The sequence below is a fragment of the Cryobacterium sp. TMT2-15-1 genome, from assembly GCF_004402345.1.
Lineage (GTDB): Bacteria > Actinomycetota > Actinomycetes > Actinomycetales > Microbacteriaceae > Cryobacterium > Cryobacterium sandaracinum.
In genome coordinates, this window is the sequence record NZ_SOGD01000029.1 from 142109 (window position 1) to 168508 (window position 26400).

Consider the following 26400-nt stretch of genomic DNA (forward strand, 5'->3'; position numbering starts at 1 on the left):
CGCCCCTCCCGGACACCAGCGGCGTCACCGGATCCGGAGCACCGGACACACGGAAGCGGCGCCCGAAGATCTCGGGCGCCGCTTCGTCGTGCGGGGCAGTCGGTGCGGGCGGCTCCGGCTAGTCGTCCTGGCCGAGGGTGCCGAGGTAGAGGCCGATCACCTTGGGATCGTTCAGCAGCTCGCGGCCGGTGCCCGTGTAGGCGTCACGGCCCTGATCGAGCACGTAACCGCGGTCGCAGATCTGCAGGCATCGGCGCGCATTCTGCTCCACCATGATCGTGGTCACGCCGGCCTTGTTGATCTCCTTGACACGCAGGAAAGCCTCGTCCTGGCGCACGGGGGAGAGGCCTGCGCTCGGCTCGTCGAGCAGCAGCACGTGCGGGCCCATCATCAGCGCCCTCGACATGGCCACCATCTGGCGTTCCCCGCCGGACAGCGATCCGGCGCGCTGCTGCAGACGCTTCCCGAGCTCCGGGAAGATCTCCGTGACGAACTCGAGGCGTTCGGTCAGGCCTTTCGGCTTCAGGAACATGCCCATCTCCAGGTTCTCCTGGATCGTGAGCGTGGGGAAGACGTTGTTCGTCTGGGGCACGAAACCGACGCCCTTGGCCACGAGCTTGTTCGCCTTGAGGTTGGTGATGTTCTCGCCGCGAAGCAGGATCTCACCCTCCCGAACCTTGACCTGGCCGAAGATCGACTTGAGCAGCGTGGACTTGCCGGCGCCGTTCGGGCCGATGATCCCGATCAGCTCGCCGTCGTAGGCGGTCAGGGAGCAGGCGTTGAGGATGTTGACGCCCGGCAGGTAGCCGGCCGTCACCGTCTTGACCTCGACGACGGGCTGCCCGGTGGGGGTGTAGGCCGGCGCGGCGGCAGGGCTGGTGTTCGTCAATCGAGCAACTCCTTAATGGCTTCCACACGTTCTGTTTCGGCGGCCGGATCCTCGCCGAGGTCCTCGTCGTGGTGCTGACCCAGGTAGGCGTCGATCACGGCGGGGTTACGCATCACCTCGTGCGGGTCGCCCTCGGCGACCACGCGGCCCTCGGCCATCACGATGACCCAGTCGGCGATGTGGCGCACCATGTGCATGTCGTGTTCGACGAAGAGAACCGTCATGCCCTCCGCCTTCAGGTTGAGGATGTGGTCCAGTAGCGACTGCGTCAGTGCCGGGTTCACACCGGCCATCGGCTCGTCGAGCATCACCAGGCTCGGCTCGCTCATCAACGCCCGTGCCATCTCGAGCAGTTTGCGCTGCCCGCCGGAGAGGCTGGCGGCGTAGTCGTCCTTCTTGGTGTCGAGCTTGAACCGTTCGAGGATATCGAGGGCCCGCACCCTATTCGCCTCCTCCTGCTTGGCCCAGAAGAAGGGGAAGATCGCCCGGAACAGGTTCTCGCCGGCCTGGCCCTTGGCGCCGAGCAGCATGTTGTCCATGACGGTCAGCAGGCCGAGCGCCTTGGTGAGCTGGAAAGTGCGCACCTGGCCCATCCGGGCCACCTTGAACGCGGGCATCCCCGACAGTGGGCGACCCTCGAAGGTCCACGACCCGGTGTCGGGCTTGTCGAAGCCCGTCAGCAGGTTGAACAGGGTGGTCTTGCCGGCTCCGTTGGGCCCGATCAGCGCCGTGATGGCGCCGCGCGGGATCTCGACGTGGCCGACGTCGACGGCCTTGAGACCGCCGAAGGTTCGACTCACGCCGTCGGCAACCAGGATCGGGTCGCGCTTCTTGCAGCCCGGTTCGGCCTCGCCGATGTGCAGGTCGGTCGACTTGACCGGCTTGTTGCTGGGAACGGTGTTATTTGACAAAGGCCAACTCCTTCTTGTTTCCGAAGATGCCTTGCGGTCTGAAGATGACTATAAGCATGATCGCCACTCCAACCAGGATGAAGCGCAGCTGGCCGGCCTGGATGCTGGTGATGAACGGGATCCAGCCTGCCTCCACCGCTCGGGCGATGAACCCGGAGAAGAAGGAGAGCAGAACCCAGAAGACCATCGAGCCGATGACCGGCCCGAGAATCGTCGACGCGCCGCCGAGCAGGAGGATCGCGTAGATGAAGAACGTCAGGGACGTCTGATAATTCGAGGGCACCACGGCACGGGGAAGCACGAAGATCATTCCGGCGATCGTGCCGAACACGCCACCGAGAATCAGAGACTGCATCTTGTAGGAGTAGACGTTCTTGCCGAGCGCGCGCACAGCATCCTCGTCTTCACGGATTCCCTTGATCACGCGACCCCACGGGCTGCGCATGATCTGCCAGGTGAACAGGCAGGCGAGGGCCACGATCGACCAGGCCACGATGCGCAGCCACCAGTCGTACTCGTTGTACTCGAAGGGGCCGAAGCCGTAGCGCCCCTCCGGGATCGGGTTGAGGCCGGCGAAACCGCCCTTGTAGCCGCTCAGGCCGTTCGCGGAACCCGTGATGGACTGGAACGTGTTCGTCGTGAACAGGAGGCGCACGATCTCGGCCGCCGCGATCGTCACGATCGCGAGGTAGTCCGCGCGCAGGCGGAGCGTCGGGATGCCCAGGACCAGGGCGAAAACGATGGATGCGCCGACCCCCACCAGCACGGCACCCCAGACGGGGAAACCGAAGCTGAGGGTGGAGATGGCGAACCCGTAGGCTCCGAGGGCCATGAAGCCGGCCTGGCCGAAGTTCAGGAGGCCGGTGTATCCGAAGTGGATCGCCAGCCCGAGTGCCGCGAGGGCGTAGGCGGCGGTGGTCGGGCTGATCAGCTCGACGGCTGCGTTGCTAAAGATTGCTCCCCAGTCGATCATCGGATGCCCTTCTAGCCAATTCTCTCTTTGCGACCCAGGATGCCTTGCGGCCGAAGCAGCAACACCAGGATCAACACGACAAGTGCACCGACGTATTTAAGGTCGGAGGGAAGCCACAGCGTCGACAGTTCGACGAACAGGCCGACGATGATCGAACCGATCAGGGCGCCGAAAGCGGTGCCGAGACCGCCGAGGGTCACGGCCGCGAAGACGAGCAGCAGGATCTGGAAACCCATGTCCCAGCTGACGCCCGGGCGGAAGTAGGCCCACAGAATTCCGCTGAGGCCGGCGAGGGCCCCACCGAGCACCCAGACGATCCGGATGACGCCGTCGACGTCGATCCCGCTGGCCGAGGCCAGGCTGGGATTGTCGGAGACCGCGCGGGTGGCCTTGCCGATGCGGGTGCGCAGCAGGAAGTAGGAAACGGCCAACAGCACCACGATGCTGATGCCCATGCTGGCCACGTCGATCATCGAGAGCCGGATCGGACCCAGCTGCATGTCGGCGAGGCCGGATCCCGGAAGCTGGCTCGTTCCGCCGCCGACGAAGATCTGGAACAGGTAGCGCAGGGCGAGCGAGAGACCGATGCTCACGATCATCAGTGGGATCAGACCGACGCCCTTGCGGCGCAGCGGCTTCCAGATCACCGCGTCCAGGCTCCAGCCGAAGCCCGCGCTCAGCACGACGGCGATGATGATCGCCAGCCAGATCGGCAGGCCGAGCGTGACCGAGAAGAGGAGGGACATCAGCGCGCCGAAGGTGATCATCTCCGCATGCGCGAAGTTGCTCAGCCCGGTGGTGCCGAAGATCAGGGACAGCCCGATCGCGGCCAGGGCCAGGAGCAGACCGAAGTTCAGCCCGTTGACGAACCGATTGATGAATTGGTCGAAGAAGCTCACCGTCGTGCGCGTGCCCTCACCGAGGAAGAAGTTGACCGACTTCACCTTCGTGAGCGCGAACTCCGCCTCGATCACGCTGCCGCCCTTGGCGACGACGACGCCCTCGGGGAGGGTCTCCTCATCGAGGGTGACGGTGTAGGTGGCCTTCTCGGGCACGCCGACCTTCCACTTGCCGTCGGCACCCGTTTCCACGGATGCTTCATAGCCGGCCCCCTCGACGGTGATCAGCACATTGTCGAGTGGTTTCTGGTCGAACTGCACATTGCCGGTGAGGACGAACTCGTACTCGTCGGTTCCGACCTCGTCGGCATGAGCCGGACTGGCCGAGACGGTGGCGAATGTGGACATCGTCAGGGCTGCAAAGAGCAGGCCGAGAAAGATCACCAGCATTCTGGGTGAGAATCTGCGAACAGCTTCAGGGGAATTCACTGCACCTCCATGGCGGCACCGTTGGGTCTGTGACCGAGCGTGCCCCGGGTCTCACCTACCAACATCTTTGTTGACAGTAAGTGAAGATTATGTCGCATATGTAACGACGACGGCCGACACTCCCTAGATTCTCTGCTGAGGAATGCGCGGAGCGCAACGTCGCTTAACATTGAGAAGCCGGTAATCGAGTTGGATGGCCGCGTTTTCTCCACTTTCCTGCATTGTTAAAAGGGGTTTTATGGATCAGCCAGATCCGTTCGGTTTCACCGGGCTCACGTACGACGACGTCCTTCTTCTTCCGGGGCACACCGACGTCATTCCCAGTGAAGCCGAGACAACGTCTCGGTTGACGCGCCGGATCAACGTGGCCACGCCGCTGCTGTCCAGCGCGATGGACACCGTCACCGAGACCCGGATGGCCATCGCGATGGCCCGTGAGGGTGGCCTCGGCGTGCTGCACCGCAACCTCTCGATCGCGGACCAGGCCGAGCAGGTCGACCTCGTCAAACGCAGCGAATCCGGCATGATTACCAATCCGGTAACAACTTCGCCCGACGCCACCGTTGCGGAGGTCGACGCCCTCTGCGGGCAGTATCGGATCAGCGGTCTCCCCGTCGTCGACGGCGACGGCGTGCTCGTGGGCATTATCACAAACCGGGACATGCGGTTCGTCTCCACCACCAAAAAGCACACGACCCGGGTGCGCGAGGTGATGACGACGGCACCGCTGATCACGGGCAAGGTCGGCATGGCCCCGATGGACGCCGTCGCCATCTTCGCCACCCACAAGATCGAGAAGCTTCCCCTCGTCGACGACCACGGCCGCCTGACGGGCCTGATCACGGTCAAGGACTTCGACAAGAGCGAGGAATACCCCTTCGCCACCAAGGACGACGCCGGACGACTGCGCGTCGGCGCGGCCATCGGCTTCTTCGGCGACGCCTGGCAGCGCGCCACCTCACTTCTCGAGGCGGGCGTCGACGTGCTCGTGGTCGACACCGCCAACGGCGACAGCGCCGGGGTGCTCGAGATCATCCGTCGCCTGAAGTCCGACCCTGCCTTCGGGGGGGTCGACGTGATCGGCGGCAACGTGGCCACCCGCTCCGGCGCCCAGGCCCTCATCGACGCCGGCGCCGACGCGATCAAGGTCGGGGTCGGCCCCGGCTCGATCTGCACCACCCGCATCGTCGCCGGCGTCGGCGTGCCGCAGATCACCGCCGTCTACCAGGCGTCGCTCGCGGCTCGGGAGACCGGTATCCCGGTCATCGCCGACGGCGGGCTGCAGTACTCCGGCGACATCGCCAAGGCACTGGTCGCCGGCGCGGACACCGTCATGCTGGGCTCTCTGCTCGCCGGCTGTGACGAGAGCCCCGGCGAACTCGTCTTCGTCAACGGCAAGCAGTTCAAGACCTACCGCGGCATGGGGTCGCTCGGCGCGTTGCAGAGCCGCGGCACGAAGACCTCCTACTCCAAGGACCGTTACTTCCAGTCGGATGTCCCCTCCGACGACAAGCTCATCCCGGAAGGCATCGAGGGCCAGGTCCCGTATCGCGGACCGGTGTCCGCCGTGGCCTACCAGCTGATCGGCGGCCTGCGCCAGTCCATGTTCTACGTGGGCGCGCGTACGATCGACGAGCTCAAACAGAAGGGTAAGTTCGTTCGGATCACGTCCGCCGGGCTCAAGGAGTCGCACCCGCACGACGTGCAGATCGTGGTCGAGGCGCCCAACTACCGCCGCTGACAGTACTCGAGGGTGACTAGGTGGCCGCGGCCAGCCGGGAGACCGCTTCCGCGAGCACCTCAGGTGAACACCCGAAGTTGAGACGCGCGAAGCCCCGTCCCGGTTCGCCGAACATCGGGCCGGGGCTGAGCGCGACCCGGGCCTGCTCGAGTGCGACCAGCGCCGGGTCGTCACCCCAGCCGAGGCTCCGCAGGTCAAGCCAGGCCAGGTAGCCGGCCCCTGGCTGCCGGTAGCCGACCCCGGGCAGTTGCGCGTCGAGCAGGGCGGCGAGCTCGCGGCGATTGTCGTCGAGGGCCGCGATCACCCCGTCCAGCCACGGCTCCCCGTCGCGGAACGCCGCGATGCCGGCGATCAGCCCGAACTGGCTTGTGCGCCAGGACACCTCCTGGGGCAGGGCGGCGAGCTCGGCGCGCATCCGTTCGCCGGCGGTCACGAGAAGCGCGCATTTGAGGCCGGCCAGGTTCCAGGCCTTGCTCGCGCTCGTCACGCAGACGCCGTGGTCGGCGGCCTCGGTGGAGACGGTGAGGTAGGGCGTGAAAGCGGCGTCGGTGTAGGTCAGCGGGGCGTGGACCTCGTCGCTGACGACCGTGACGCCGTAGTGGGCGGCGAGCCCGGACAGCGCCGTGAGGTCCTGGACGGTGTGCGGATGCCCGATCGGGTTGTGCGGGTTGCAGAGCAGGACGCAGCGCACGCCCGATTGGAAGGCGCGCTCGAGGCCGTCCAGGTCGAGGGTCCAGCCGGTCTGACCGGCGAGGAGCGGCACGGCGTGCGGCACCCCGCCGGCCTCGGGCACGAGGTCGAAGAAGGGCGGGTAGACCGGGGGAGTGATCACAACCCGGTCGCCGGGCCTGATCAGCATGCGCAGGGTCTCCACGATGGCCACGCTGACATCCGTCGTGGTGGTCACCTGCTCCGGGTCGACCTGCCAGCCCCAGCGGCGACCGGCGAATCCCGCGAAGGCCGCGCCAAGCCCGTTGACCGGTGCGACATACCCGGTGTCGCTGCGCCGCACCGCCGCTGTCAACGCGTCCCGGATGGGTTCGGCGAGCGGAAAGTCGGACTCGGCGACGAATAGCGGCAGCACATCGGCGGGAAAACTGCGCCATTTCATGCTGGTGCGCTCGCGCAGGAGGGACAGAGGGTCGGCGGTGACGTCCATCACCTCAGGATGCACCCCGCGGCATCCGTCGTCGAGGAGCGCCGCGGCACCTAAACTGAAATCATGGAAATCGAGATCGGCCGCTCCAAGCGCGCCCGCCGCGTGTACGCCTTCGACGACATCGCGATTGTGCCCAGCCGGCGCACCCGCGACCCGGAGGATGTGTCGGTCAACTGGACCATCGACGCCTATCAGTTCTCGATCCCGTTCCTCGCGGCGCCGATGGACTCCGTGGTGTCCCCGCAGACGGCCATCATGATGGGTCAGCTCGGCGGTGTCGGCGTGCTCGACCTCGAGGGCCTCTGGACCCGCTACGACAACCCCGAGCCGCTCCTCGCCGAGATCCGCGAGCTGCCCGCCGACCGGGCCACCGCGCGCATGCAGGAGATGTACTCCGAGCCGATCAAGCCCGAGCTCGTCACCGCCCGCCTCGCGGAGATCCGCGCGGCCGGCGTGACCGTGGCCGGCGCCCTGTCGCCGCAGCGCACGCAGGAATTGTACGAGACCGTCGTCGCCGCCGGCGTCGACCTGTTCGTCATCCGCGGAACCACCGTTTCTGCCGAGCACGTCTCGCAGAACCAGGAGCCCCTCAATCTCAAGAAGTTCATCTACGAACTCGACGTGCCCGTGATCGTGGGCGGGGCGGCGACCTACACCGCGGCCCTGCACCTCATGCGCACGGGTGCGGCCGGCGTGCTCGTCGGCTTCGGCGGCGGCGCTGCCTCGACTACGCGCGCCTCCCTCGGCATCCACGCGCCCATGGCCACGGCCGTCGCCGATGTCGCCGGTGCCCGCCGGGACTACATGGACGAGTCCGGTGGACGCTATGTGCACGTCATCGCTGACGGCGGACTCAACACCTCCGGCGACATCGTCAAGGCCATCGCCTGCGGCGCCGACGCCGTCATGCTCGGCACCGCGCTGGCCCGGGCGACGGATGCCCCCGGCGGCGGCTTCCACTGGGGCGCCGAGGTGCACCACTCGAAGCTGCCCCGCGGCAAGCGGGTCGAGGTGGGCGCCCTGGCACCGCTCGAGACCATCCTGTACGGCCCGACGCCGATCGCCGACGGCACCGCGAACCTCGTCGGCGCGCTGCGCCGGTCGATGGCGACCACCGGTTACTCCGACCTGAAGGAATTCCAGCGCGTCGAGGTGGTCGTCGCCCCGTACCGGGGGAATTAGACGGTTGTCGCGCCGCGACGAGTGAACTAGCGTCGGTATGAATTAGCGTCAGGTAAGCACCACACCATCCGGAATGGGAGTGAGCACATGGCATCAGGTAATTCGGCGTCGCGATCCACGAAACTGGGTCCGGAGGAACGAGCTGCGGCCCTCGAACGACTGAAGGGCAAGGAGCTCGATATCCTCGTGGTCGGCGGCGGCATCGTCGGCACCGGAGCCGCCCTGGACGCGGTCACCCGCGGCCTGAGCGTGGGCATCCTCGAGGCCAGGGACTGGGCGTCGGGAACGTCGAGCCGGTCGTCCAAGCTGGTGCACGGCGGTATCCGCTACCTGGAACAGGCCGACTTCCGGCTGGTGCGCGAGGCTCTGACGGAGCGTGGCCTGCTCCTGCAGCGCATCGCCCCGCACCTGGTAAAGCCGGTGCGGTTCCTGTACCCGCTCAGGAAGCGCGTCACCGAGCGCTTCTACGTGGGTGCCGGCATGCTCCTCTACGACCTGTTCTCGTATACCGGCGGGCGCGCCCCCGGTGTGCCGCACCACCGCCACCTGTCCAAGCGGCAGGTGAAGGGGCTGCTGCCCAGCCTGAACACCGACACGATCGTCGGCGGCATCACCTACTACGACGGGCAGGTCGACGACGCGCTCTACGTGGCCTCGCTCGTGCGCACCGCGTCGTTCTACGGGGCGCACGCGGCCAGCCGGGTGCGGGTCGAGGGATTCATCAAGGTGGGTGAGCGGGTGGTCGGCGTGCACGCCCACGACCTGCAGACCGATGAACGGTTCGAGGTGCGGGCCCGGCAGGTCGTGAACGCCACCGGGGTCTGGACCGACGACACGCAGCGCATGGTCGGCGAACGCGGTACGTTCAAGGTGCGCGCGTCGAAGGGCATCCACCTGGTCGTGCCCCGGGACCGGTTCCAGTCGGCCATGGGGCTGCTGCTGCGCACCGAGAAGAGCGTCCTGTTCGTGATCCCCTGGGGACGGCACTGGCTGATCGGCACGACCGACACGGACTGGCACCTGGACAAGGCGCACCCGGCCGCCACCGCCGCCGACATCGACTACCTGCTCGAACATGTGAACGCCGTGCTCCGGGTGCCGCTGACCCGGGAGGACGTCGAGGGGGTCTACGCGGGCCTGCGGCCGCTCCTGGCCGGGGAGTCGGAGAGCACCTCGAAGCTGTCCCGCGAACACCTCGTCGGACACTCCGTGCCCGGCCTGGTGGTGATCGCGGGCGGAAAGTGGACCACGTACCGGGTGATGGCGAAGGATGCGATCGATGCGGCCGTCGACGCCTTCGACGAACGGGTCCCGGCCTCCACCACGGCGGACATCCCACTGCTCGGCGCCGAGGGTTACCAGGCGGCCTGGAATAAGCGCGGCCGGATCGCGCGGGCGTTCGGCCTGCACACCGTCCGCGTCGAGCACCTGCTGAACCGCTACGGCACCCTGACCGACGAGCTTCTCGACCTGATCCGCAAGACCCCGTCACTCGCGGACCCGTTGCCGGGGGCCGACGACTACATCGAGGCGGAGGTCGTGTACGCGGCCACGCATATGGGCGCCCTGCACCTCGAGGACGTGCTGGCTCGCCGCACTCGCATCTCGATCGAGGCCTGGGACCGCGGCGTCTCGGCGGCGCCCGTTGTCGCGCGGCTGATGGCCGGGGTGCTCGGCTGGGACGAGGCCCGGGAGACGCGCGAAGTGGGCACCTACCTCAAGCGGGTGGCGGCGGAACGCGCGTCACAGCAGCAGCCCGACGACGAGTCCGCCGACCGCGTGCGGCTCGAGGCTCCGGACATCGCCGCTACGAAATAGGAGCGAGCCTCTCCTGCCGCCACCCTCGCCCGGCGTCCACTCCCTGCCTCCGCTTGTCCGCCCGCACCCCGCCGGTGCGTGAACGAATTCGATGGCGATTCTGCCCTGTGGGGCCTGAAAAATGCTGGGGTGACCCGACAGCGCCGTTCAGAGCCAAATCTCTGTCGAATTGGTTAGGCCGGCCGAGCGCACGCGTGTGGCCAACTCAGGACATCCGTCACCTGGGCTGCCCGCCCGACACGGACCAGAGCGGAACTCGTGCGGGTGCCCGGGTCCGGCCGGACGGATCTCCTGCGTTAGCCGCAACACCGAGCGGATGTGCCGCAGCGCCTGTGCGGTTCGGGCATCCGCCAGACACTCAGCCCCAGCCCGGAGCAATTCGACGGAGATTGTGGCCCGTGCGGAGCAGAAAGCGTCCGACAGCACCTTCGGGAGCAGAATCTCCGTCGAATTGGTGAGAGCAGTCGGCGGCGCGGCGGCGCGGCGGGGGTCGCGGGGCGCGGGGCCGCGGGGTTGGCGGCGCGACTGCGGGCGGGAGGCACGCAAACTCGCTCCGGTAGACTGGGCTGACTGCCCATAAACCTCAGGAGTTGCACCATGGTTGACGTTCGGCGGGTCAAACTTCCCGGGGTGGGAGTGCTGCACACCTTCATCACGGATGACGGCGGCAAAGTGGGCGTCATCGCCCACCGCTCGGGGCACAGCGACCTCATCACCTTCGCGGACGATGAGGGCGGCCCCGACGCCGCCAAGGTGTCCCTGCGGCTGAACGAAGACGAAGCGCACACACTCGCCGAGCTCCTCGGCGGCACCCAGATCACCGAGTCGCTCACCGCGCTCGACCAGATTCCCGGCCTCAGCATCGACTGGTTCACCGTCGACTACGAAGACCACATCGCCGGCCAGGCGCTCGGCAACCCCGCCGACCGCGGCATAGCCGGTCTGACGGTCGTGGCCGTCGTCCGCGGGGAGTCCGCGAACCCGGCGCCCGCCCACGACTTCCGTGTCTTCCCCGGCGACACGCTCGTCGTCGCCGGCTCGCCCGAGAAGGTCGCGAAGGCCTTCGCCTTCTTCCGCACCGGCGAGGTTAAGGCCAAGTCCGTCGACGCGCCGCCCGGGGGCTAGTTCATGCACCTCGGCGAAGACCTCATCACTCTTGGCATCCTGCTCGTCGTTGCCTATCTCCTCGGTCGTGCCGGAAAGCTGATCGGGCTGCCGTCCATCCCCATCTACATGATCGTCGGGCTCCTGGCCAGCCCGAACACCGGCTGGTTCCCGCTGGACTTCCAGTCGGCGGACATCGAACTGATCGCCATTTTCGGGCTGATCCTGCTCCTGTTCAGCCTTGGCCTCGAATTCGACCAGGAGGCATTCTTCGGCGACGCCGGAAAACTCCTGATTTCCGGCGGCTCCTACGTTCTGATCAACATGGGAGTCGGCTTCGCGTTCGGCCTGATGGTCGGCTGGGGCAGCCGGGAGGCCCTCGTGATCGCCGGAATGACCGGCACCTCCTCGAGCGCCATCATCACCAAGCTCCTGATCGAACTGCGCCGGCTTGCCAACAAGGAAACTCCGATGATCCTCGGCGTGACCGTCGTCGGCGACATCTTCATCGCGGTCTACCTGGCGATCGTCTCCGTCGTGCTCAGCGGCAAGACCGAGGTCTGGCCGATCGTGCTGCAACTGAGCATCGCCTTCCTCTTTCTCGTCGTGATGTTCTCGGTGGCCCGCTGGGGCGCCAAAGTCGTCTCCCGGCTGATGCGCACCAAGGACGACGAACTGTTCACCATCCTCTTCTTCGGGCTCGCCGTGCTCTTCGCCGGGATCGGTGAGATCATCGGCGTGACGGATGCGATCGGGGCCTTCCTGATTGGGGTGGTGCTCGGCGCGAGCACGTACCGCGGCCGGATCGAGCGCGTCGCCGTGCCCCTGCGCGACGTGTTCGGGGCCTTCTTCTTCCTCAACTTCGGCCTCGCGCTGAACGTGGCCGAATTCGGGTCGGTGATCACCATCGTGTTCGCGGCCGTCGGCATGACCTTCGTGCTCAGCCTGATCTCCGGAATGCTGATGGCGAAACTGCACGGCATGGGCCCGCGGGAGGGACTCAACACCGCGGCCATCTTCGTCAACCGCGGCGAGTTCACGCTGATCCTGGCAACCCTGTCGGTGACCGCGGGTCTCGACCAGCGGCTGCAGCCCTTCGCTGGCCTCTACGTGCTCACGATGGCGATCCTGGGGCCGCTCTTCGCGGCGAACTCCGAGAAGATCGGCGCGGCCCTGCGGCGACGCCGGAAGGCCGTCCCGGCCGGGAAACGCGCCCACGACGTGATGCTGGCGGAGGAAATCGCCCTGGTCGAGGCGGCCACCGCCGCAGATACCGGCACGGATGCCCAACGCGCCGCCGACCGTCTCCTCGCCGAACACCGCCAGCGCCCGGCCGCCGCGGCACCCGGCGCAGTGCCGGCCATGGCGCCTGCCGACGCGACCGCCGACGCGGAGGCAGACGCCGCCGCGGCCGACGGACCGGCGTCCGAGGCTCGGGACTCCATGCTCGACTTCATCTCCGGCCGGCGCCCGGCCGAAACCGGCCCGGTCGACAAGCCGGTGCGTGACACCGCGTCAGGGGACTACTCATGATCACAACCATGCTCCGGCCGCGCTGGCTGATCGCGCTGCTGCTGGCGCTCGCGATCGCCGCGGCCTTCGCCCTGCTCGGCCGGTGGCAGCTCGAACGCGCCATCGCGTCCGGCGAAGTCGTGGAGCGCAGCACCGAGACCGTGCAGCCGCTCCACGAGGCGGTGTCGCCGGACGGGCCGCCGCGCGAGTCTGCGACCGGCCAGCTGGTCACCGTGGACGGCTCATTCGTGCCGGGGGACGACGCGCTGATCAGCGAACGCCTCAACGGGGGCGACAGCGGTTTCTGGGTGGTGAGCCGCTTGTCGACGGTGGAAACGGCATCCGTGCCCGTCTCCACCATCGCCGTGGCTCGCGGCTGGGCCGCCACCGAGGAGGAGGCCAGGTCGGCGATCGAGGCGCTCTCGGCGCAGGCCGCGCAGCAGCAGACCGTGACCGGCCGCTTCGTTCCCTCCGAGGCTCCCGTCGTGCCGGACGAGGACAGCGACCCGCGCACCCAGACCACGGTCTCCACTGCCGCGCTGATCAACCGGTGGGCGGACTTCACCGACCAGTCCGTCTACGCCGGCTACATCGTCGACACGGATGCTGCCGCGAACCTCACCGTGATCGACTCGCCCGTGCCCGGCAACGACGCATCGGTCAACTGGCTGAACATCTTCTACGCCCTCGAATGGGCAGTCTTCGCCGGGTTCGCGGTGTTCCTCTGGTACCGCCTGGTTCGGGACGACTGGGAGCGTCAGCAGGAGCAGGCCGCTATCGGCGCGGCGGAGGCCGTCTAGAATTGGCCTATGCCACTTGACCCCAAGCCTGCCGACATCCCCAAAATCCCCGCTGCGCTCCGGCTCTACAAGGTCTCCTCGGTCATCACCGGTGTCTTCCTGCTGCTGCTCTGCGTCGAGGTCTTCCTGAAGTTCGTGCTGCAGCTTGAAATCGAAGTCGGCGGCCCGAACGGGATCATTGCCCTCGTCGCCCGGGACTCGGTGACCGCATTCAACCTGAGCACCGGCATCCTGATCGTGCACGGCTGGCTGTACGTGCTCTACCTGTTCAGTGACTTCCAGCTCTGGAGCCTGATGCGTTGGTCATTCCCCAAGTTTCTGCTGATCGCACTCGGAGGCATCATTCCTACCCTGTCCTTCTTCCTCGAGGTTCGCGTCGCGCGCGAGGTCAACGCCTTCCTGGCGACGCACGCCGACTCGTCTGCCGCTGCCGCTGCCGCTGCCGCTGCCGCTGGGGCCGAGGCCCGCTCGTGAGCGCCGCTGTGAGCGCCTCGACCGGCGCCCGCCCCGTTCTAGTGGTCGACTTCGGGGCCCAGTACGCGCAGCTGATCGCGCGCCGGGTGCGCGAGGCATCCGTCTACTCCGAGATCGTGGCCCACTCGATCACCGCGGCCGAGGTCGCGGAGAAGAACCCGCTCGGCATCGTGCTCAGCGGCGGGCCGTCCAGCGTCTACGCCGAGGGCGCCCCCACCTTCGACCCGGCCATCTTCGACCTGGGTATCCCGATCCTGGGCATCTGCTACGGCTTTCAGGTGATGGCCACGACCCTTGGCGGCGAGGTGGCCCGCACTGGCCTGAGCGAGTACGGCGCGACCCCGGTCAGAGTCACCGACAGCGGCAACGCACTGCTGGCCGGGCAGCCGGCCGAGCAGACGGCGTGGATGAGCCACGGTGACTCCGTGTCGAAGGCCCCCGCCGGCTTCTCGGTGCTCGCGTCCACGAGCTCCACCCCGGTCGCCGCCTTCGCGAACGATACGCGCCGGCTCTACGGCGTGCAGTGGCACCCCGAGGTCAAGCACTCCGAATTCGGCCAGAAGGTGCTCGAGAACTTCCTGCACCGCGCCGCCGGCATCCCCGCCGACTGGAACAGCGGCAACGTCATCGCCGAACAGGTGGCCCGCATCCAGGCCCAGGTCGGCACCGGCAAGGTCATCTGCGGGCTCTCCGGCGGAGTCGATTCCGCCGTGGCCGCTGCGCTCGTGCACAAGGCCATCGGCGACCAGCTCGTCTGCGTGTTCGTCGACCACGGCCTGCTCCGCCAGGACGAGCGCCGTCAGGTCGAGGAAGACTTCGTCAAGGCCACCGGCGTGCGTCTGGTCACCGTCGATGTGCGTGAGCAGTTCCTGACCGCGTTGGAGGGCGTCAGCGACCCGGAGACCAAGCGCAAGATCATCGGTCGTGAGTTCATCCGAACCTTCGAGCAGGCTCAGGCCGAATTGATCAGGGAAGCGGCGGCAACGAATGAAGACCCGATCCGCTTCCTCGTGCAGGGCACCCTGTACCCGGACGTCGTCGAGTCCGGCGGCGGCAGCGGCACCGCCAACATCAAGAGCCACCACAACGTCGGGGGCCTGCCGGAAGACCTGCAGTTCGAATTGATCGAACCGTTGCGCACCCTGTTCAAAGATGAAGTGCGCGCGATCGGCGCCGAGCTGGGACTGCCGGCCGAGATCGTGCAGCGCCAGCCGTTCCCCGGGCCCGGCCTCGGCATCCGCATCGTGGGCTCGATCACCCAGGACCGGCTCGACCTGCTTCGCCACGCGGATGCGATCGTGCGCGCCGAGCTGAGCGCCGCGGGCCTCGACCGTGAGATCTGGCAGTGCCCGGTGGTGCTGCTCGCCGACGTGCGGTCCGTGGGCGTGCAGGGAGACGGCCGCACCTACGGTCACCCGATCGTGTTGCGCCCGGTGTCGTCGGAAGACGCCATGACGGCCGACTGGACCCGCCTGCCGTACGACCTGCTGGCGCGGATCTCGAACCGGATCACGAACGAGGTCGACGGGGTGAACCGCGTCGTGCTCGACGTCACGTCCAAGCCGCCGGGGACCATCGAATGGGAGTAGGGGAATGCTCCCGGTTGTGACGCGGGGAGTGGGCGTGTCGCTCCGCCGCCCATAACCCGGCACCCCGCGACACGCCCGCTCCCCGCTTCGCGGTCGCTGAGGGAGAAGCAACTGTGGGGGGAGGACGACGAAAGGGCCGCCCCGATGGGGCGGCCCTTCTGCGTGCGGGGTGGTGTGCTACTCGCGGGCGATGGCGAAGATGCGGAGCATCTCGACGTAGAGCCAGACGACGGTGAGCATGATGCCGAAGGCGCCGGTCCAGCCGTACTTGCGGGGGATGCGGTTGTTGACGCCGCGCTGGATGAAGTCGAAGTCGAGCACCAGCGAGTACGCGGCCATGATCACGGCGAGAACGCCGATCAGGAGGCCGATCGGGATGCCGAAGATCTCGGCGCTGCGGAGACCGAACGCGTTGTCGGTGGCGCCGAAGACCATCATGCCGAAGTTGATCAGCGAGAACACGCCGTAGCCGATCATGGCGATCATGAAGACCTTGGTGGCCTTCTTGGAGGCGCGGATCTTGCCGCTGGCGAAGAGGGCCAGCGTGACACCGACGACGACGAGCGTGGCGAGCACGGCCTGGGTGACGACACCCGGGTAGATCTGCTCGAAGACGATCGAGATGCCACCGACGAAGAGGCCCTGGGCCGCGGCGTACGCGAGGATCAGGGGCGGCGACGGCTCCTTTTTGAACGCGTTGACCAGTCCGAGGACCAGACCCGCGATCGCACCGACGATCAGCGGCAGCATCGTCACCGGGGTGACGAGCCAACCGATGGCGGCGGTCACCAGCAGCAGGGCGAAGCTGAGCACCGTCTTGCGGATGGTGTCGTCGTAGCTCATCCGGTCGGTTTCCTGCGAGCCGGCCGAGGGAGCGTTGAACATGCTCTGCAGGTCGCTGTCGGAGAGCACCTTGCCGCCGGCAGTGGCGCCTGGAGCGCCGAATGCGGCGTTTCGGGAGAACGCGGGGTTGGAAGATGCCATGGTTGCCGTAGCTCACAATCAAGTGGGTAGGTAGCGGAGCCAACACCGGTAGGTGCTGACCAGTTCCTAGATTCTATGCAGATCTGCTGGGGATCCGCCCAATTTGACGCCCGTGGTTCGCGGTGACCGGGGGCGGCGCCCCGCCGACCAGCCGGCCAGCCACCAGGCGAGCCAGGAGGCGGCCGCCGTGGTGATGAAACCGACCAGATAGCCCACCCAGTTCTGGTCGTAATTGTTCAGCGCGTCCTTGAGCAGGAAACTCATCGTGATCGACGGGATCAGAGCGAGATAGCTCAGCCACGGGCGGTGCCGCACGAGCAACCAGCAGGCCAGAAACACGGCGAAGACACCATTGAAGTGGGCGCCGCCCAGCAGCAGGATGCTGCACAGCAGGGCCGGAACCAGAACCGTGAGCCGCCGCCACAGGGCCCCAGGCAGAATCAGCCAGCCCAGCACGTGCAGGGGCGGGCCGATGGCCAGGAAGAACAGGCTGTAGGTGCTGGTGAAGTTCGTGGCGAGCACCCCGAGCACGACCAGCGTCAGTCCGGTCAGGTATCGGGCGCGGTAGCTGCCCCACCGGTGCAGGCGGGTCGGTGGAACGGTCCAGGGTGTCATCGCCTCGATTCTGGCAGTTGCACGCGTAGGGTTGGCAAATGCAGCCGATTGTGATCGGTCACCGCGGGGCGAGCGGTTACCGGCCAGAGCACACCCGTTCCGCCTACGAACTGGCCGTCGCTCTCGGCGCGGACGCGGTCGAGCCTGACATCGTCGCCACCCGCGACGGCGTCCTGGTGGTGCGCCACGAGAACGAGATCGGGGCGACGACAGATGTCGCAGCGCACCCCGAGTTCGCCGGCCGCCGGGCGACCAAGGTGATCGACGGCATCCGGCTCACCGGCTGGTTCACCGAGGACTTCACCTGGGCCGAGCTGCGCACCCTGCGCGCGCGGGAGCGCCTGCCCGAGGTGCGGAAGGCAAGCGCCACCTTCGACGGCCGGTTCCCCCTGCTGCGCCTGCGGGACGTGTTCAAGCTGATGGACCGGGTCTCCGGACGGGCGCGCCGGCCCATCGGCGTCGTCGCCGAGCTCAAGCACGCCACCTACTTCGAGTCGATCGGGCTTCCGCTCGACGAGCTGTTCGCCGCCGAGGTCAACGACGCCGGTTGGAACGCCGGCGACGGCCGCCTCACCATCGAGAGCTTCGAGCGCAGCCTCCTCGACAAGGTCTACGCGCGCGGCATCTACGGCAAGCGTGTCTTCCTGCTCGAGGCGCGCGGCAAACCCTTCGACGAGGTCGCGCTGCTCGGGCCGAAAGCGCCCCACTACGCCGACTACCTCTCCGACACCGGGCTCTACGGAATGAGCGGCACGGTCGACGGGATCAGCGTGCCCAAATCGCTCATCCTCGCCACGGATGCCGACGGTCACGTCTCCGGCGCCTCCGACCTGGTCGACGCCGCGCACGCCGCGGACCTGGAGATCTACTGCTGGACGCTGCGCCCGGAGAACCGGTACCTTGCGAAGACGTTCCGCCGTGGGCGGCTTCGGGCCGACTTCGGAAACTGGCAGGCCGAGTTCCGCACCATCCTCGGCACCGGGATCGACGGGGTCTTCGCCGATCACCCCGACCTGGCGGTGCTCATTCGGGACGAGCTGGCCGCGGAGGACTGACCGAGGCGCTGCGCCGCACCGGGGCGGTGTCAGACGCAGCACGTAGAATTGGGAGCGATATGACGACCCACTTCGACCCGGATCACCCGCCCGCCCGCCAGGTTCCCTCCGCGGTGCCCATCATCCTGGACGGAGCGGCTCCGCGCGACCGAGAGAGTCCGCTGCTCGAAGGGCTCAACCCCCAGCAACGCGAGGCCGTGCTGTACCGCGGACCGGCGCTGCTGATCATCGCGGGCGCCGGCTCCGGGAAGACCAGCGTGCTCACCCGCCGCATCGCCAGCCTGCTGGAGAGCCGCGAGGCCTGGCCGAGCCAGATCCTCGCCATCACCTTCACCAACAAGGCCGCGGCGGAGATGCGCGAGCGGGTGCGGGCGATCCTCGGCCAGGGGGCCGACGGCATGTGGATCAGCACCTTCCATTCCTCCTGCGTGCGCATCCTGCGCCGCGAAGCGGAAAGCGCGGGCCTCTCCGCCACGTTCAGCATCTATGACTCGGCCGACACCAAGGTGACGCTCAAGCGCATCATCAAGGCACTCGACGCCGACACGCTCGGCTTCACGCCCGGCAATGCGTCTGCGAAGATCTCCAAGCTCAAGAACGAGCTCGCGGACGCCGACTCCTACGCCCGCAACGCGAACATGAGCGACCCGCAGGAGGTCATGTTCGTCGAGATCTTCCGGCAGTACACCCATCGGCTGCGCGCGGCCAACGCCCTCGACTTCGACGACCTGATCGGCGAGACGGTCTACCTGTTCCGCGCGTTCCCGAAGGTCGCGGCCCTTTATCGGCGACGGTTCCGCCACATCCTGGTCGACGAATACCAGGACACCAACCACGCGCAGTACTCGCTCGTGCGCGAGCTGACCCGTCCCGTCGAGCCCGATCTGGCCGAGGAGATGGAGGCGACCGGTGTGCACGTGCGCAACCTGCGCGACGCCTCCGGCGGCATCCCGGGAGCCTCGCTCACCGTGGTCGGCGACTCTGACCAGTCGATCTACGCCTTCCGCGGCGCGGACACCCGCAACATCAGCGAGTTCGAGCGCGACTTCCCGGGCACCAGGGTGATCCTGCTCGAGCAGAACTACCGCTCGACCCAGAACATCCTCTCGGCCGCCAACGCGGTGATCGGCCACAACTTCGACCGCACAGACAAGAAACTGTGGAGTGCGGGCGGCGACGGCGAGAAGATCGTCGGCTACACGGCCTATTCCGGTCACGACGAGGCCCAGTTCGTCTCCGACGAGATCGAGGTGCTGCACCGCGCCGGCATGGCCTACCGCGACATGGCCGTGTTCTACCGCACCAACGCGCAGACCCGTGCGCTTGAAGAAATCCTGGTGCGCTCCGCGGTGCCCTACCGGGTCGTCGGCGGCACCAAGTTCTACGAGCGGGCTGAGATCAAGGATGCGCTGGCGTACCTGATCGCCGTCGCGAACCCGAACGACGAACTGGCGCTGCGTCGCATCCTGAACACCCCCAAGCGCGGGATCGGCCCGGCCACCGAGACGGCGCTGGCGAGCTTCGCGGAGGCGAACCAGATCAGCTTCCGGCAGTCGATGCGCGACTGCGCATCGCTGGGCCTCGGCCCCAAGGTGACCGGGGCCATCCTGAAGCTGGCAACCCTGCTCGACGAGGCGGCACTGAAGCTCGACCCGGAGAACCCGGCCGGCACGGCGAACGTGTCCGAGCTGCTCACCTTCCTGCTCGACGGCAGCGGACTGCTCAGCCTGCTGCGAGGCAGCCGCGACCCGCAAGACGAGGCGCGCGCCGAGAACATCGAGGAACTCGTCGCCCAAACCAAGGACTTCAACAAGGAGAACCCCGACTCGGGGCTGGTCGACTTCCTCACCCAGGTGTCCCTGGTCGCCGCCGCCGACGACCTCGACGACGCCTCCGGAACGGTGTCCCTGATGACCCTCCACACGGCGAAGGGACTCGAATACGAGGCCGTGTTCCTGACCGGCGTGGAGGAGGGCCTGCTGCCCCACCAGATGTCGGCCAACGAGCCCGGCGGGCCCGCCGAGGAGCGGCGCCTGTTCTACGTGGGCATCACCCGCGCCCGCCAGAGGCTCTACCTCTCCCTGGCGATGACCCGGGCCCAGTTCGGTGACATCAACGTGGCCATGCCCAGCCGCTACCTGCAGGAGATCCCCGTCGACCTGATCGACTGGAAGCAGTCCCCGGGCATGGCGAACTCCCGCGGCGGCACCCAGCCTCGGGCGCTGAACGCGAGACGCGACGGCTTCGGCGGCGGGTTCGCGGGGCGCGGTGACCCGCAGGCGCTGCCGCCCGCGCCGAAGAAGAAGACCGAATGGGCCAGCCGGGTGCCGAGCCAGGTGCGCGACAACGGTGACCTCACCCTGATGCAGGGCGACCGCATCCGTCACGTCGATTTCGGCGACGGCCGCGTCAACCAGGTCACCGGTGACGGCACCAAGCGCATCGCGCACGTCCAGTTCGACACGGCGGGCGCAAAGAAGCTTCTGATCAAGATCGCGCCGATCGAGAAGCTCTAGTGGCGGAGCCGCGTGCCGCGGGCCCCGGCGCGCCGGAACCGGGCAGACCGGAGACCCTGCTCGAACGCGTGAAATCGGTGCGCGCCCTCGACCTCGAGGTGGCATCCCGGGCCAGCATCGCCGTGGTCGTGCCACTCGTCGTGCTCGTTCTGCTGGGCCGGATCGACTGGGCCGCCTACGCGTCGTTCGGGGCGATGACGTCGCTCTACGGCCGGAGCGAGCCGTACCGGATTCGCGCGCGCACGGTCAGCGTCGCCGCGGTCTTTCTGCTGGTCAGCGTCGCTGCCGGGCTCGTGATGAGCGTGGCCGAGGCAACCCTGCCGGCCCTGGTGCTCGGGCTTCTGCTCGTGATCACGGCGGGGATGCTGCTGGCATCGACGTATGGCTTGTTCCCCGGCACGCCGATCTTCTTCGTCTTCGCCTACCTGGTCTGTGCGCAGGTGCCCGCGCCGGTCGACGAGATGCTGCCGCGCCTGCTGGTGGCAGTGGCGAGCGCCGCACTGGCCTGGCTGCTCACCATGTCCGGCTGGGCGTTTCGGCGCCTGGCCGGCGACCGCTCCGGCGACCTGTTCAAGGAACTGCCGCGCACGCCGCTGCTGCGACCGGCCGCGTTCCGCGACGTCCAGGTGTGGCTCACCATCCTGCAGAACCTGGTCGGCGTACTGCTGGCCGGAGGGCTCGCCCTCTTCGTGGGCATCGGGCACCCCTACTGGGCAGTGGTGAGCGTGGTCGCCGTGCTCCCGCCGCCCCGCGCCGCGCACTCCATCTCCCGGGCGGTGCACCGCATCATCGGTACCGCGCTCGGGGTGGCGGTGACCGCCCTCGTGCTGCCCGGGCCATCCGTCTGGGCGTTGATCGCGGTGATCGCGATCGGCCAGTTCGGCGCGGAAATCCTGATCGGCAGGCACTACGGCGCCGCCCTGCTGTTCGTCACCCCGCTGGCCCTGACCGTGGCTCACCTGGCCGACCCGGTCGCCGTGCCGACGCTGCTGGTCGACCGGGTGGTGGAAACCGCGCTCGGCGGCGTGGTCGCGGTGCTGATCGTGCTCGTGGCGCGCGGCCTCGCCCGGCAGCGTTCGCGTCGGCTCGGTGGGCAGCGTCCACCCCTGAACGCATAGGAATTGCACAGGTCGCTCCCATCATTTCGATACCCCGTCGATGGGTACGCTCGCGAGGCTCTTCGCATGAGCATCGCCACCCGCACCACCCCGCCGCCGCGGCGGCGCACTGCTCCCGCGCCGCGCGTGCGCCCCGAATACCGGCACCGGATGCGGCTGGCCGACACCCTGCAGGTTCTCTGTACCGTCTCCGTCTCCGTCTCCGTCGCCCTCGTCATCGCCCTGTTCCTGGCCGATGGCGGCGCTTCCCACTTCGCCACCCCGCAGACGTGCTCACCTCCTTCGGCGTGCTGGCCGGACTGGTCGGCACAGACCTGCTCCTGATCATGATGCTGCTGGCCGCACGGTTGCCCGCCATCGACCGGGCCTTCGGCCACGACAGTGCCATGGCCCTGCACCAGTCGTTCGGCAAGCCGGCGCTCTCCCTGATCCTCGCGCACGCCGGGCTTGTGATCGTGGGCTACGCGCTGGCCTATCGCCAGGTCACCGTCTTCGCCCGGGACATCGTGACCGCGGATGTGCTGGCGGTGCTGCGCGACGGTTCGCTGCTGGCCACGCCGGGCCTGCGGGCGGCGTCGGCCTGACCGGGCTCGCGGGCGCGGGGCCTGTCGCCCTGCCATGACGCCCTTCCTTGTCGCTTGCGGCTCGGGAGCGTAGCGTTGCCGCCGCGGGGATGCCCAAACGGGGCGGCTCCCATCGAGCTGGAGGTGTCATCATGGCGAGCAACCCGGACGGACTCTCGCCGCGGCGAGCGGACGCGGCGAGCGACGGACTCGACGAAGACCGCGAGATCGATGACATCGAACTGACCCTCGACGAGGATGCGCCGCTCGCCGAGGACGGCGATGCGGAGTGGATGATCGACGCCGACCAGCGCCCGGTTGGACTTGACGATGAGGACGACGACCGGGAAACCGAGGAGCCCGGCGAGCCCGGACCCCGGGAGTAGCCGGCCACGACGAACGGATTGGTTCTGTCGCTCTCGGAAGATCAGAGCCGACCGCACCGCGTGGGCGCCGATCACCCCCAGAGGGGCGCCGTGCCCGCGGCGAATCAATTCGACGGAGATTCTCACCCTGTGGGCCGTGGGGAGAGGAGCTCTGCTCACCGTTCGGCGAGCGTACGTGCGTCGGCGCGGCTACGCGACGGCGCGGGTGCGAGCCTGCCGGTGGCGGAGGAACACCGCGAGCCCGCGCCAGCCGAGCAGGAACACCCCGAGCACGACGGTCGCCACGACGACGAAGCTGAACTCCGTACCCTGCCCGCTCACGGTGCGCAGCAGCATCCCGACGCCGACGGCGAAGAGCCAAATTCCGGTACCCGTCCAGACGATCTTCTGCGGGCTGCGCCAGGCGCGCATGATGAGCCAGCCCACGAGGAGACCGCCAAGGAAGGGCAGCCCGGTGATCAGGGTGCCGAGGATCTCCTCTTGGTGGCTGGCCCGGCCGATCAGCACGAAGACCAGCACCAGGGCGGCGTCGAGCCCCGCCGCAAGGAGGAGACCGGACCGACTGTTCTGCTGGATTGCCATGTCTGCAGCCTACGGGGGCCCGGAGGGTCAGACCGCGGTGCCGATCAGACCGCGGTGCCGAGCAGGGAGCCGATCGCCCAGGTGACTCCGAGCGCGAGCAGGCCGCCGACGAGCACACGGGAGATCGCGCGGGCTTTCGGACTGCCGCCGAGGTAGGAGCTCAGCCAGCCGGTGATGACCAGGGCGATCGCGACGGCGAAAAAGGTGGCCGGCAGGCGCCACTCGGGCGGCGGCAGCAGCACCGCCAGCAGCGGCAGGATCGCGCCGACCGTGAACGCGATGGCGGAGGCGTAGGCGGCGTGCCACGGGTTCGACAGCTCGTCGGCGCCGATGTGGAGTTCCACTTCGAGGTGCGCGGCGAGGGCGTCGTGTGCGGTCAGCTCGAGTGCCACCTGCTTCGCCGTACGTGGGGTGAGCCCCTTGGCCTGGTAAAGGTCGGCCAGTTCGGCGAGCTCCTGCTCGGGCATGTTCTCGAGTTCCCAGGTCTCCTTGGCGATCAAAGCGCGCTCGGTGTCGCGCTGGCTGCTCACCGAGACGTACTCGCCCAGGGCCATCGAGATCGCGCCGGCGAGCAGGGCGGCGACGCCCGCGATCAGGATCGCCGAGGCATCCGTGGTCGCCGCCGCGACGCCGACCACCAGGGCCGCCACCGACACGATGCCGTCGTTGGCTCCGAGCACGCCGGCCCGCAGCCAGTTCAGGCGCGAGGCATGGTCGGCGGAGTGGGGATCGACGCCGTGTTCGGGTTCAGTCATGACTGAATCCAAGCAGGCGGATGCGTGCCGCGCCAGCAAGGACTGGCTTGCCTCACGGCGGCAACTTCACGGCGACCGACGTGCGGCGCACGGCGTGTTCGCGATGTCCGCGGGGACCGATAGAGTTTCAAATGGTACGTATGTCTTGATGTCGAGCTATCTGCGGCGCGGTCATCCGTGCCCTTGCCCCTCAAGACCTTGCAGGAACGCTACGACGCGGATTGGAAGAGCAGCGTGGATCTTTACGAATATCAGGCACGAGACCTGTTTGAACAGTATGGAGTCCCGGTTCTGCCGGGCATCATCGCGGACACTCCGGAGGAGGTGCGTGCCGCGGCCGAGAAGTTGGGCGGCGTTGTTGTCGTCAAGGCCCAGGTCAAGGTCGGCGGCCGCGGCAAAGCCGGCGGCGTGAAGGTGGCGAAGACCCCCGACGACGCTGAAGCCGCCGGGCGGGCCATCCTCGGACTCGACATCAAGGGCCACACCGTCAACCGGGTCATGGTGGCCGGCGGAGCCCGCATTGCGCAGGAGTTCTACTTCTCCGTGCTGCTGGACCGCACCAACCGCTCCTACCTCTCGCTCGCGAGCTACGAGGGTGGCGTGGAGATCGAGGTTCTCGCTGTCGAGAAGCCCGAAGCGCTCGCCTACACGGCCATCGACCCGATTGCCGGGATCGACCTGGACACGGCCCGTCAGATCGCGGTCGACGCGAAGTTCCCGGCCGACCTCGTCGACAAGGTCGCACCCGTCTTCGTGCAGCTCTACAACGTATTCACGGGTGAGGACGCGACCCTGGTCGAGGTCAACCCGCTTGTGCTGACCGAAGAGGGCGACGTCATCGCCCTCGACGGCAAGGTCACGATCGACGAAAACGCCGGCTTCCGCCACCCGAGACACGCCCTCCTCGAAGACACGGCCGCTGCCGACCCACTCGAGGCGAAGGCCAAGGAGAACGACCTCAACTACGTCAAGCTCGACGGCGAAGTGGGCATCATCGGCAACGGCGCCGGACTCGTGATGAGCACCCTGGACGTCGTCGCCTACGCCGGCGAAAACCACGGCGGCGTCAAGCCTGCCAACTTCCTCGATATCGGGGGCGGAGCATCCGCCGAGGTCATGGCCGCCGGCCTCGACGTCATCCTCGGTGACCCGCAGGTCAAGGCCGTGTTCGTCAACGTCTTCGGCGGCATCACCGCCTGTGACGCGGTGGCCAAGGGCATCGTGGGCGCGCTCGCCGAACTGGGCAGTGCCGCCAACAAGCCGCTCGTTGTGCGCCTCGACGGCAACAACGTCGAGGAAGGCCGTCGCATCCTCACCGAGGCCAACCACCCGCTCGTCACACTGGCCGCCACCATGGACGAGGGTGCCGCCAAGGCCGCCGAACTCGCCCACGCCGCGAAGTAAGGGATTTTCGAACATGTCAATCTTCCTCAACAAGGACTCCAAGGTCATCGTGCAGGGCATCACCGGCGGTGAGGGCACCAAGCACACCGCCCTCATGCTGCGGGCCGGCACCCAGGTCGTCGGCGGCGTGAATGCTCGCAAGGCCGGCACCACCGTCGTGCACGGCAGCGTCGAGCTGCCCGTGTTCGGCACGGTTGCCGAGGCCATCGAAAAGACGGGCGCGGATGTCTCCATCGCGTTCGTGCCGCCGTCCTTCACCAAGGACGCCGTCATCGAGGCCATCGACGCCGGCATCCCGCTGCTCGTCATCATCACCGAGGGTGTACCCGTGCAGGACTCGGCCGAGTTCTGGGCCTACAACAACGCCAAGGGCAACAAGACCCGCATCATCGGTCCGAACTGCCCCGGCATCATCACCCCCGGTGAGGCGCTCGTGGGCATCACGCCGGCGAACATCACCGGCAAGGGCCCGGTCGGCCTCGTCTCCAAGTCGGGCACCCTGACCTACCAGATGATGTACGAACTGCGCGACCTCGGCTTCTCCACCGCCATCGGCATCGGCGGCGATCCCATCATCGGCACAACGCACATTGACGCGCTCGAGGCGTTCGAGGCTGACCCCGAGACGCTCGCCATCGTCATGATCGGTGAGATCGGCGGTGACGCCGAGGAGAAGGCGGCCGAGTACATCAAGGCCCACGTCACCAAGCCCGTCGTCGGCTACGTAGCCGGCTTCACCGCCCCCGAGGGCAAGACCATGGGCCACGCCGGCGCCATCGTCTCCAACGGGGCCGGAACCGCCCAGGGCAAGAAGGAGGCCCTCGAGGCCGCCGGGGTCAAGGTCGGCAAGACGCCGAGCGAGACCGCCACCCTGCTGCGTGAGGTTCTCGCGGCGCTGTAACCGGCATCGTTGCACCGGCACCGAACGACGGGGCCCGCCTC

25 protein-coding genes are annotated in these 26400 nt (G+C 67.8%); 16 read left to right on the forward strand and 9 right to left on the reverse strand.

Annotated features, from left to right (window positions below):
* Positions 1 to 118: 118 nt before the first annotated feature.
* Genes E3O62_RS07110 through E3O62_RS07125 form a run of 4 tightly spaced genes read right to left on the reverse strand, consistent with a single transcriptional unit; the run spans position 119 to position 4062 of the window.
* Positions 119 to 889 (reverse strand): ABC transporter ATP-binding protein, encoded by a 771-nt coding sequence (locus E3O62_RS07110; RefSeq protein ID WP_104171787.1) that lies wholly within the window; start codon positions 887 to 889, stop codon positions 119 to 121.
* A complete protein-coding gene (locus E3O62_RS07115; protein ID WP_134397991.1) occupies positions 886 to 1800 on the reverse strand; it encodes an ABC transporter ATP-binding protein in 915 nt (304 codons plus the stop codon). Before E3O62_RS07115 ends, E3O62_RS07110 begins: the two co-directional genes overlap by 4 nt.
* Positions 1790 to 2770 carry a branched-chain amino acid ABC transporter permease gene (locus E3O62_RS07120; RefSeq protein WP_134395191.1) on the reverse strand — a complete coding sequence of 327 codons (981 nt, stop codon included), beginning with the start codon at positions 2768 to 2770 and terminating at the stop codon, positions 1790 to 1792. Before E3O62_RS07120 ends, E3O62_RS07115 begins: the two co-directional genes overlap by 11 nt.
* A gap of 14 nt (positions 2771 to 2784) precedes the next feature.
* Positions 2785 to 4062, reverse strand: coding sequence for a branched-chain amino acid ABC transporter permease (locus E3O62_RS07125; protein ID WP_134395104.1), 1278 nt, complete (start codon positions 4060 to 4062; stop codon positions 2785 to 2787).
* Positions 4063 to 4339: 277 nt separating this feature from the next.
* On the opposite strand from E3O62_RS07125, the gene guaB reads away from it, so the two are divergent.
* The gene (gene guaB, locus E3O62_RS07130; protein WP_134397992.1) at positions 4340 to 5842 is read left to right on the forward strand and encodes an IMP dehydrogenase; all 1503 of its coding nucleotides are present in this window, start codon (positions 4340 to 4342) and stop codon (positions 5840 to 5842) included.
* A gap of 16 nt (positions 5843 to 5858) precedes the next feature.
* On the opposite strand, the gene E3O62_RS07135 is transcribed toward guaB, so the two are convergent.
* Entirely contained in the window at positions 5859 to 7001 is a 1143-nt protein-coding gene (locus tag E3O62_RS07135; protein WP_134397993.1) for a MalY/PatB family protein, read from the reverse strand.
* Between the two features lie 63 nt (positions 7002 to 7064).
* Here E3O62_RS07135 and E3O62_RS07140 point away from each other — a divergent pair, with 63 nt between their 5' ends.
* The 7 genes from E3O62_RS07140 to guaA all read left to right on the forward strand — a co-directional run bounded on the left by E3O62_RS07140 (position 7065) and on the right by guaA (position 15480).
* Complete coding sequence (locus E3O62_RS07140) at positions 7065 to 8183, forward strand: GuaB3 family IMP dehydrogenase-related protein (protein ID WP_134395101.1); 1119 nt, start codon at positions 7065 to 7067, stop codon at positions 8181 to 8183.
* Between the two features lie 87 nt (positions 8184 to 8270).
* Complete coding sequence (locus tag E3O62_RS07145) at positions 8271 to 10001, forward strand: glycerol-3-phosphate dehydrogenase/oxidase (RefSeq protein ID WP_134397994.1); 1731 nt, start codon at positions 8271 to 8273, stop codon at positions 9999 to 10001.
* 597 nt (positions 10002 to 10598) lie between these two features.
* The gene (locus E3O62_RS07150) at positions 10599 to 11126 is read left to right on the forward strand and encodes a cation:proton antiporter regulatory subunit (protein WP_104100916.1); all 528 of its coding nucleotides are present in this window, start codon (positions 10599 to 10601) and stop codon (positions 11124 to 11126) included.
* Between the two features lie 3 nt (positions 11127 to 11129).
* On the forward strand, positions 11130 to 12638 hold the full coding sequence (locus tag E3O62_RS07155) for a cation:proton antiporter (RefSeq protein ID WP_134395099.1): 1509 nt from the start codon (positions 11130 to 11132) through the stop codon (positions 12636 to 12638).
* Entirely contained in the window at positions 12635 to 13417 is a 783-nt protein-coding gene (locus E3O62_RS07160; RefSeq protein ID WP_134397995.1) for an SURF1 family protein, read from the forward strand. The genes E3O62_RS07155 and E3O62_RS07160 overlap by 4 nt, the downstream gene beginning before the upstream one ends.
* Positions 13418 to 13426: 9 nt before the next feature.
* A complete protein-coding gene (locus E3O62_RS07165) occupies positions 13427 to 13891 on the forward strand; it encodes a DUF3817 domain-containing protein (RefSeq protein ID WP_134397996.1) in 465 nt (154 codons plus the stop codon).
* Positions 13888 to 15480: a glutamine-hydrolyzing GMP synthase gene (gene guaA / locus E3O62_RS07170; protein WP_241973358.1), complete on the forward strand. Its 1593-nt coding sequence runs from the start codon at positions 13888 to 13890 to the stop codon at positions 15478 to 15480. The genes E3O62_RS07165 and guaA overlap by 4 nt, the downstream gene beginning before the upstream one ends.
* Positions 15481 to 15657: 177 nt before the next feature.
* On the opposite strand, the gene E3O62_RS07175 is transcribed toward guaA, so the two are convergent.
* Together E3O62_RS07175 and E3O62_RS07180 are read right to left on the reverse strand one after the other, a co-directional pair.
* Positions 15658 to 16464 (reverse strand): Bax inhibitor-1/YccA family protein, encoded by an 807-nt coding sequence (locus E3O62_RS07175; protein ID WP_134395096.1) that lies wholly within the window; start codon positions 16462 to 16464, stop codon positions 15658 to 15660.
* 66 nt (positions 16465 to 16530) lie between these two features.
* Complete coding sequence (locus E3O62_RS07180; protein ID WP_134397997.1) at positions 16531 to 17079, reverse strand: hypothetical protein; 549 nt, start codon at positions 17077 to 17079, stop codon at positions 16531 to 16533.
* Positions 17080 to 17117: 38 nt separating this feature from the next.
* On the opposite strand from E3O62_RS07180, the gene E3O62_RS07185 reads away from it, so the two are divergent.
* The 6 genes from E3O62_RS07185 (at position 17118) to E3O62_RS07210 (ending at position 22717) form a co-directional block, all read left to right on the forward strand.
* Entirely contained in the window at positions 17118 to 18134 is a 1017-nt protein-coding gene (locus tag E3O62_RS07185) for a glycerophosphodiester phosphodiesterase family protein (RefSeq protein ID WP_134397998.1), read from the forward strand.
* A gap of 59 nt (positions 18135 to 18193) precedes the next feature.
* On the forward strand, positions 18194 to 20650 hold the full coding sequence (locus E3O62_RS07190) for an ATP-dependent helicase (protein ID WP_134397999.1): 2457 nt from the start codon (positions 18194 to 18196) through the stop codon (positions 20648 to 20650).
* Positions 20650 to 21768, forward strand: a complete 1119-nt coding sequence (locus E3O62_RS07195; RefSeq protein WP_241973359.1) for an FUSC family protein — start codon at positions 20650 to 20652, stop codon at positions 21766 to 21768. Before E3O62_RS07190 ends, E3O62_RS07195 begins: the two co-directional genes overlap by 1 nt.
* 66 nt (positions 21769 to 21834) lie before the next feature.
* Positions 21835 to 22092 (forward strand): hypothetical protein, encoded by a 258-nt coding sequence (locus tag E3O62_RS07200; RefSeq protein ID WP_134398000.1) that lies wholly within the window; start codon positions 21835 to 21837, stop codon positions 22090 to 22092.
* Entirely contained in the window at positions 22038 to 22352 is a 315-nt protein-coding gene (locus E3O62_RS07205; protein ID WP_134398001.1) for a hypothetical protein, read from the forward strand. The genes E3O62_RS07200 and E3O62_RS07205 overlap by 55 nt, the downstream gene beginning before the upstream one ends.
* Before the next feature lie 131 nt (positions 22353 to 22483).
* Positions 22484 to 22717, forward strand: coding sequence for a hypothetical protein (locus tag E3O62_RS07210; RefSeq protein ID WP_134395091.1), 234 nt, complete (start codon positions 22484 to 22486; stop codon positions 22715 to 22717).
* A 189-nt stretch (positions 22718 to 22906) separates the two neighbouring features.
* Here the strand turns inward: E3O62_RS07210 and E3O62_RS07215 are convergent, their stop codons facing one another.
* Together E3O62_RS07215 and E3O62_RS07220 are read right to left on the reverse strand one after the other, a co-directional pair.
* On the reverse strand, positions 22907 to 23299 hold the full coding sequence (locus E3O62_RS07215) for a DUF3054 domain-containing protein (RefSeq protein WP_134395090.1): 393 nt from the start codon (positions 23297 to 23299) through the stop codon (positions 22907 to 22909).
* Positions 23300 to 23343: 44 nt separating this feature from the next.
* On the reverse strand, positions 23344 to 24054 hold the full coding sequence (locus E3O62_RS07220) for a VIT family protein (protein ID WP_134395089.1): 711 nt from the start codon (positions 24052 to 24054) through the stop codon (positions 23344 to 23346).
* Between the two features lie 234 nt (positions 24055 to 24288).
* Between E3O62_RS07220 and sucC the strand changes: the two genes are divergently transcribed.
* Positions 24289 to 25458, forward strand: coding sequence for an ADP-forming succinate--CoA ligase subunit beta (gene sucC, locus E3O62_RS07225; RefSeq protein ID WP_134398002.1), 1170 nt, complete (start codon positions 24289 to 24291; stop codon positions 25456 to 25458).
* 13 nt (positions 25459 to 25471) lie between these two features.
* The gene (sucD, locus tag E3O62_RS07230) at positions 25472 to 26359 is read left to right on the forward strand and encodes a succinate--CoA ligase subunit alpha (protein WP_134398003.1); all 888 of its coding nucleotides are present in this window, start codon (positions 25472 to 25474) and stop codon (positions 26357 to 26359) included.
* The last annotated feature ends 41 nt before the right edge of the window (positions 26360 to 26400 follow it).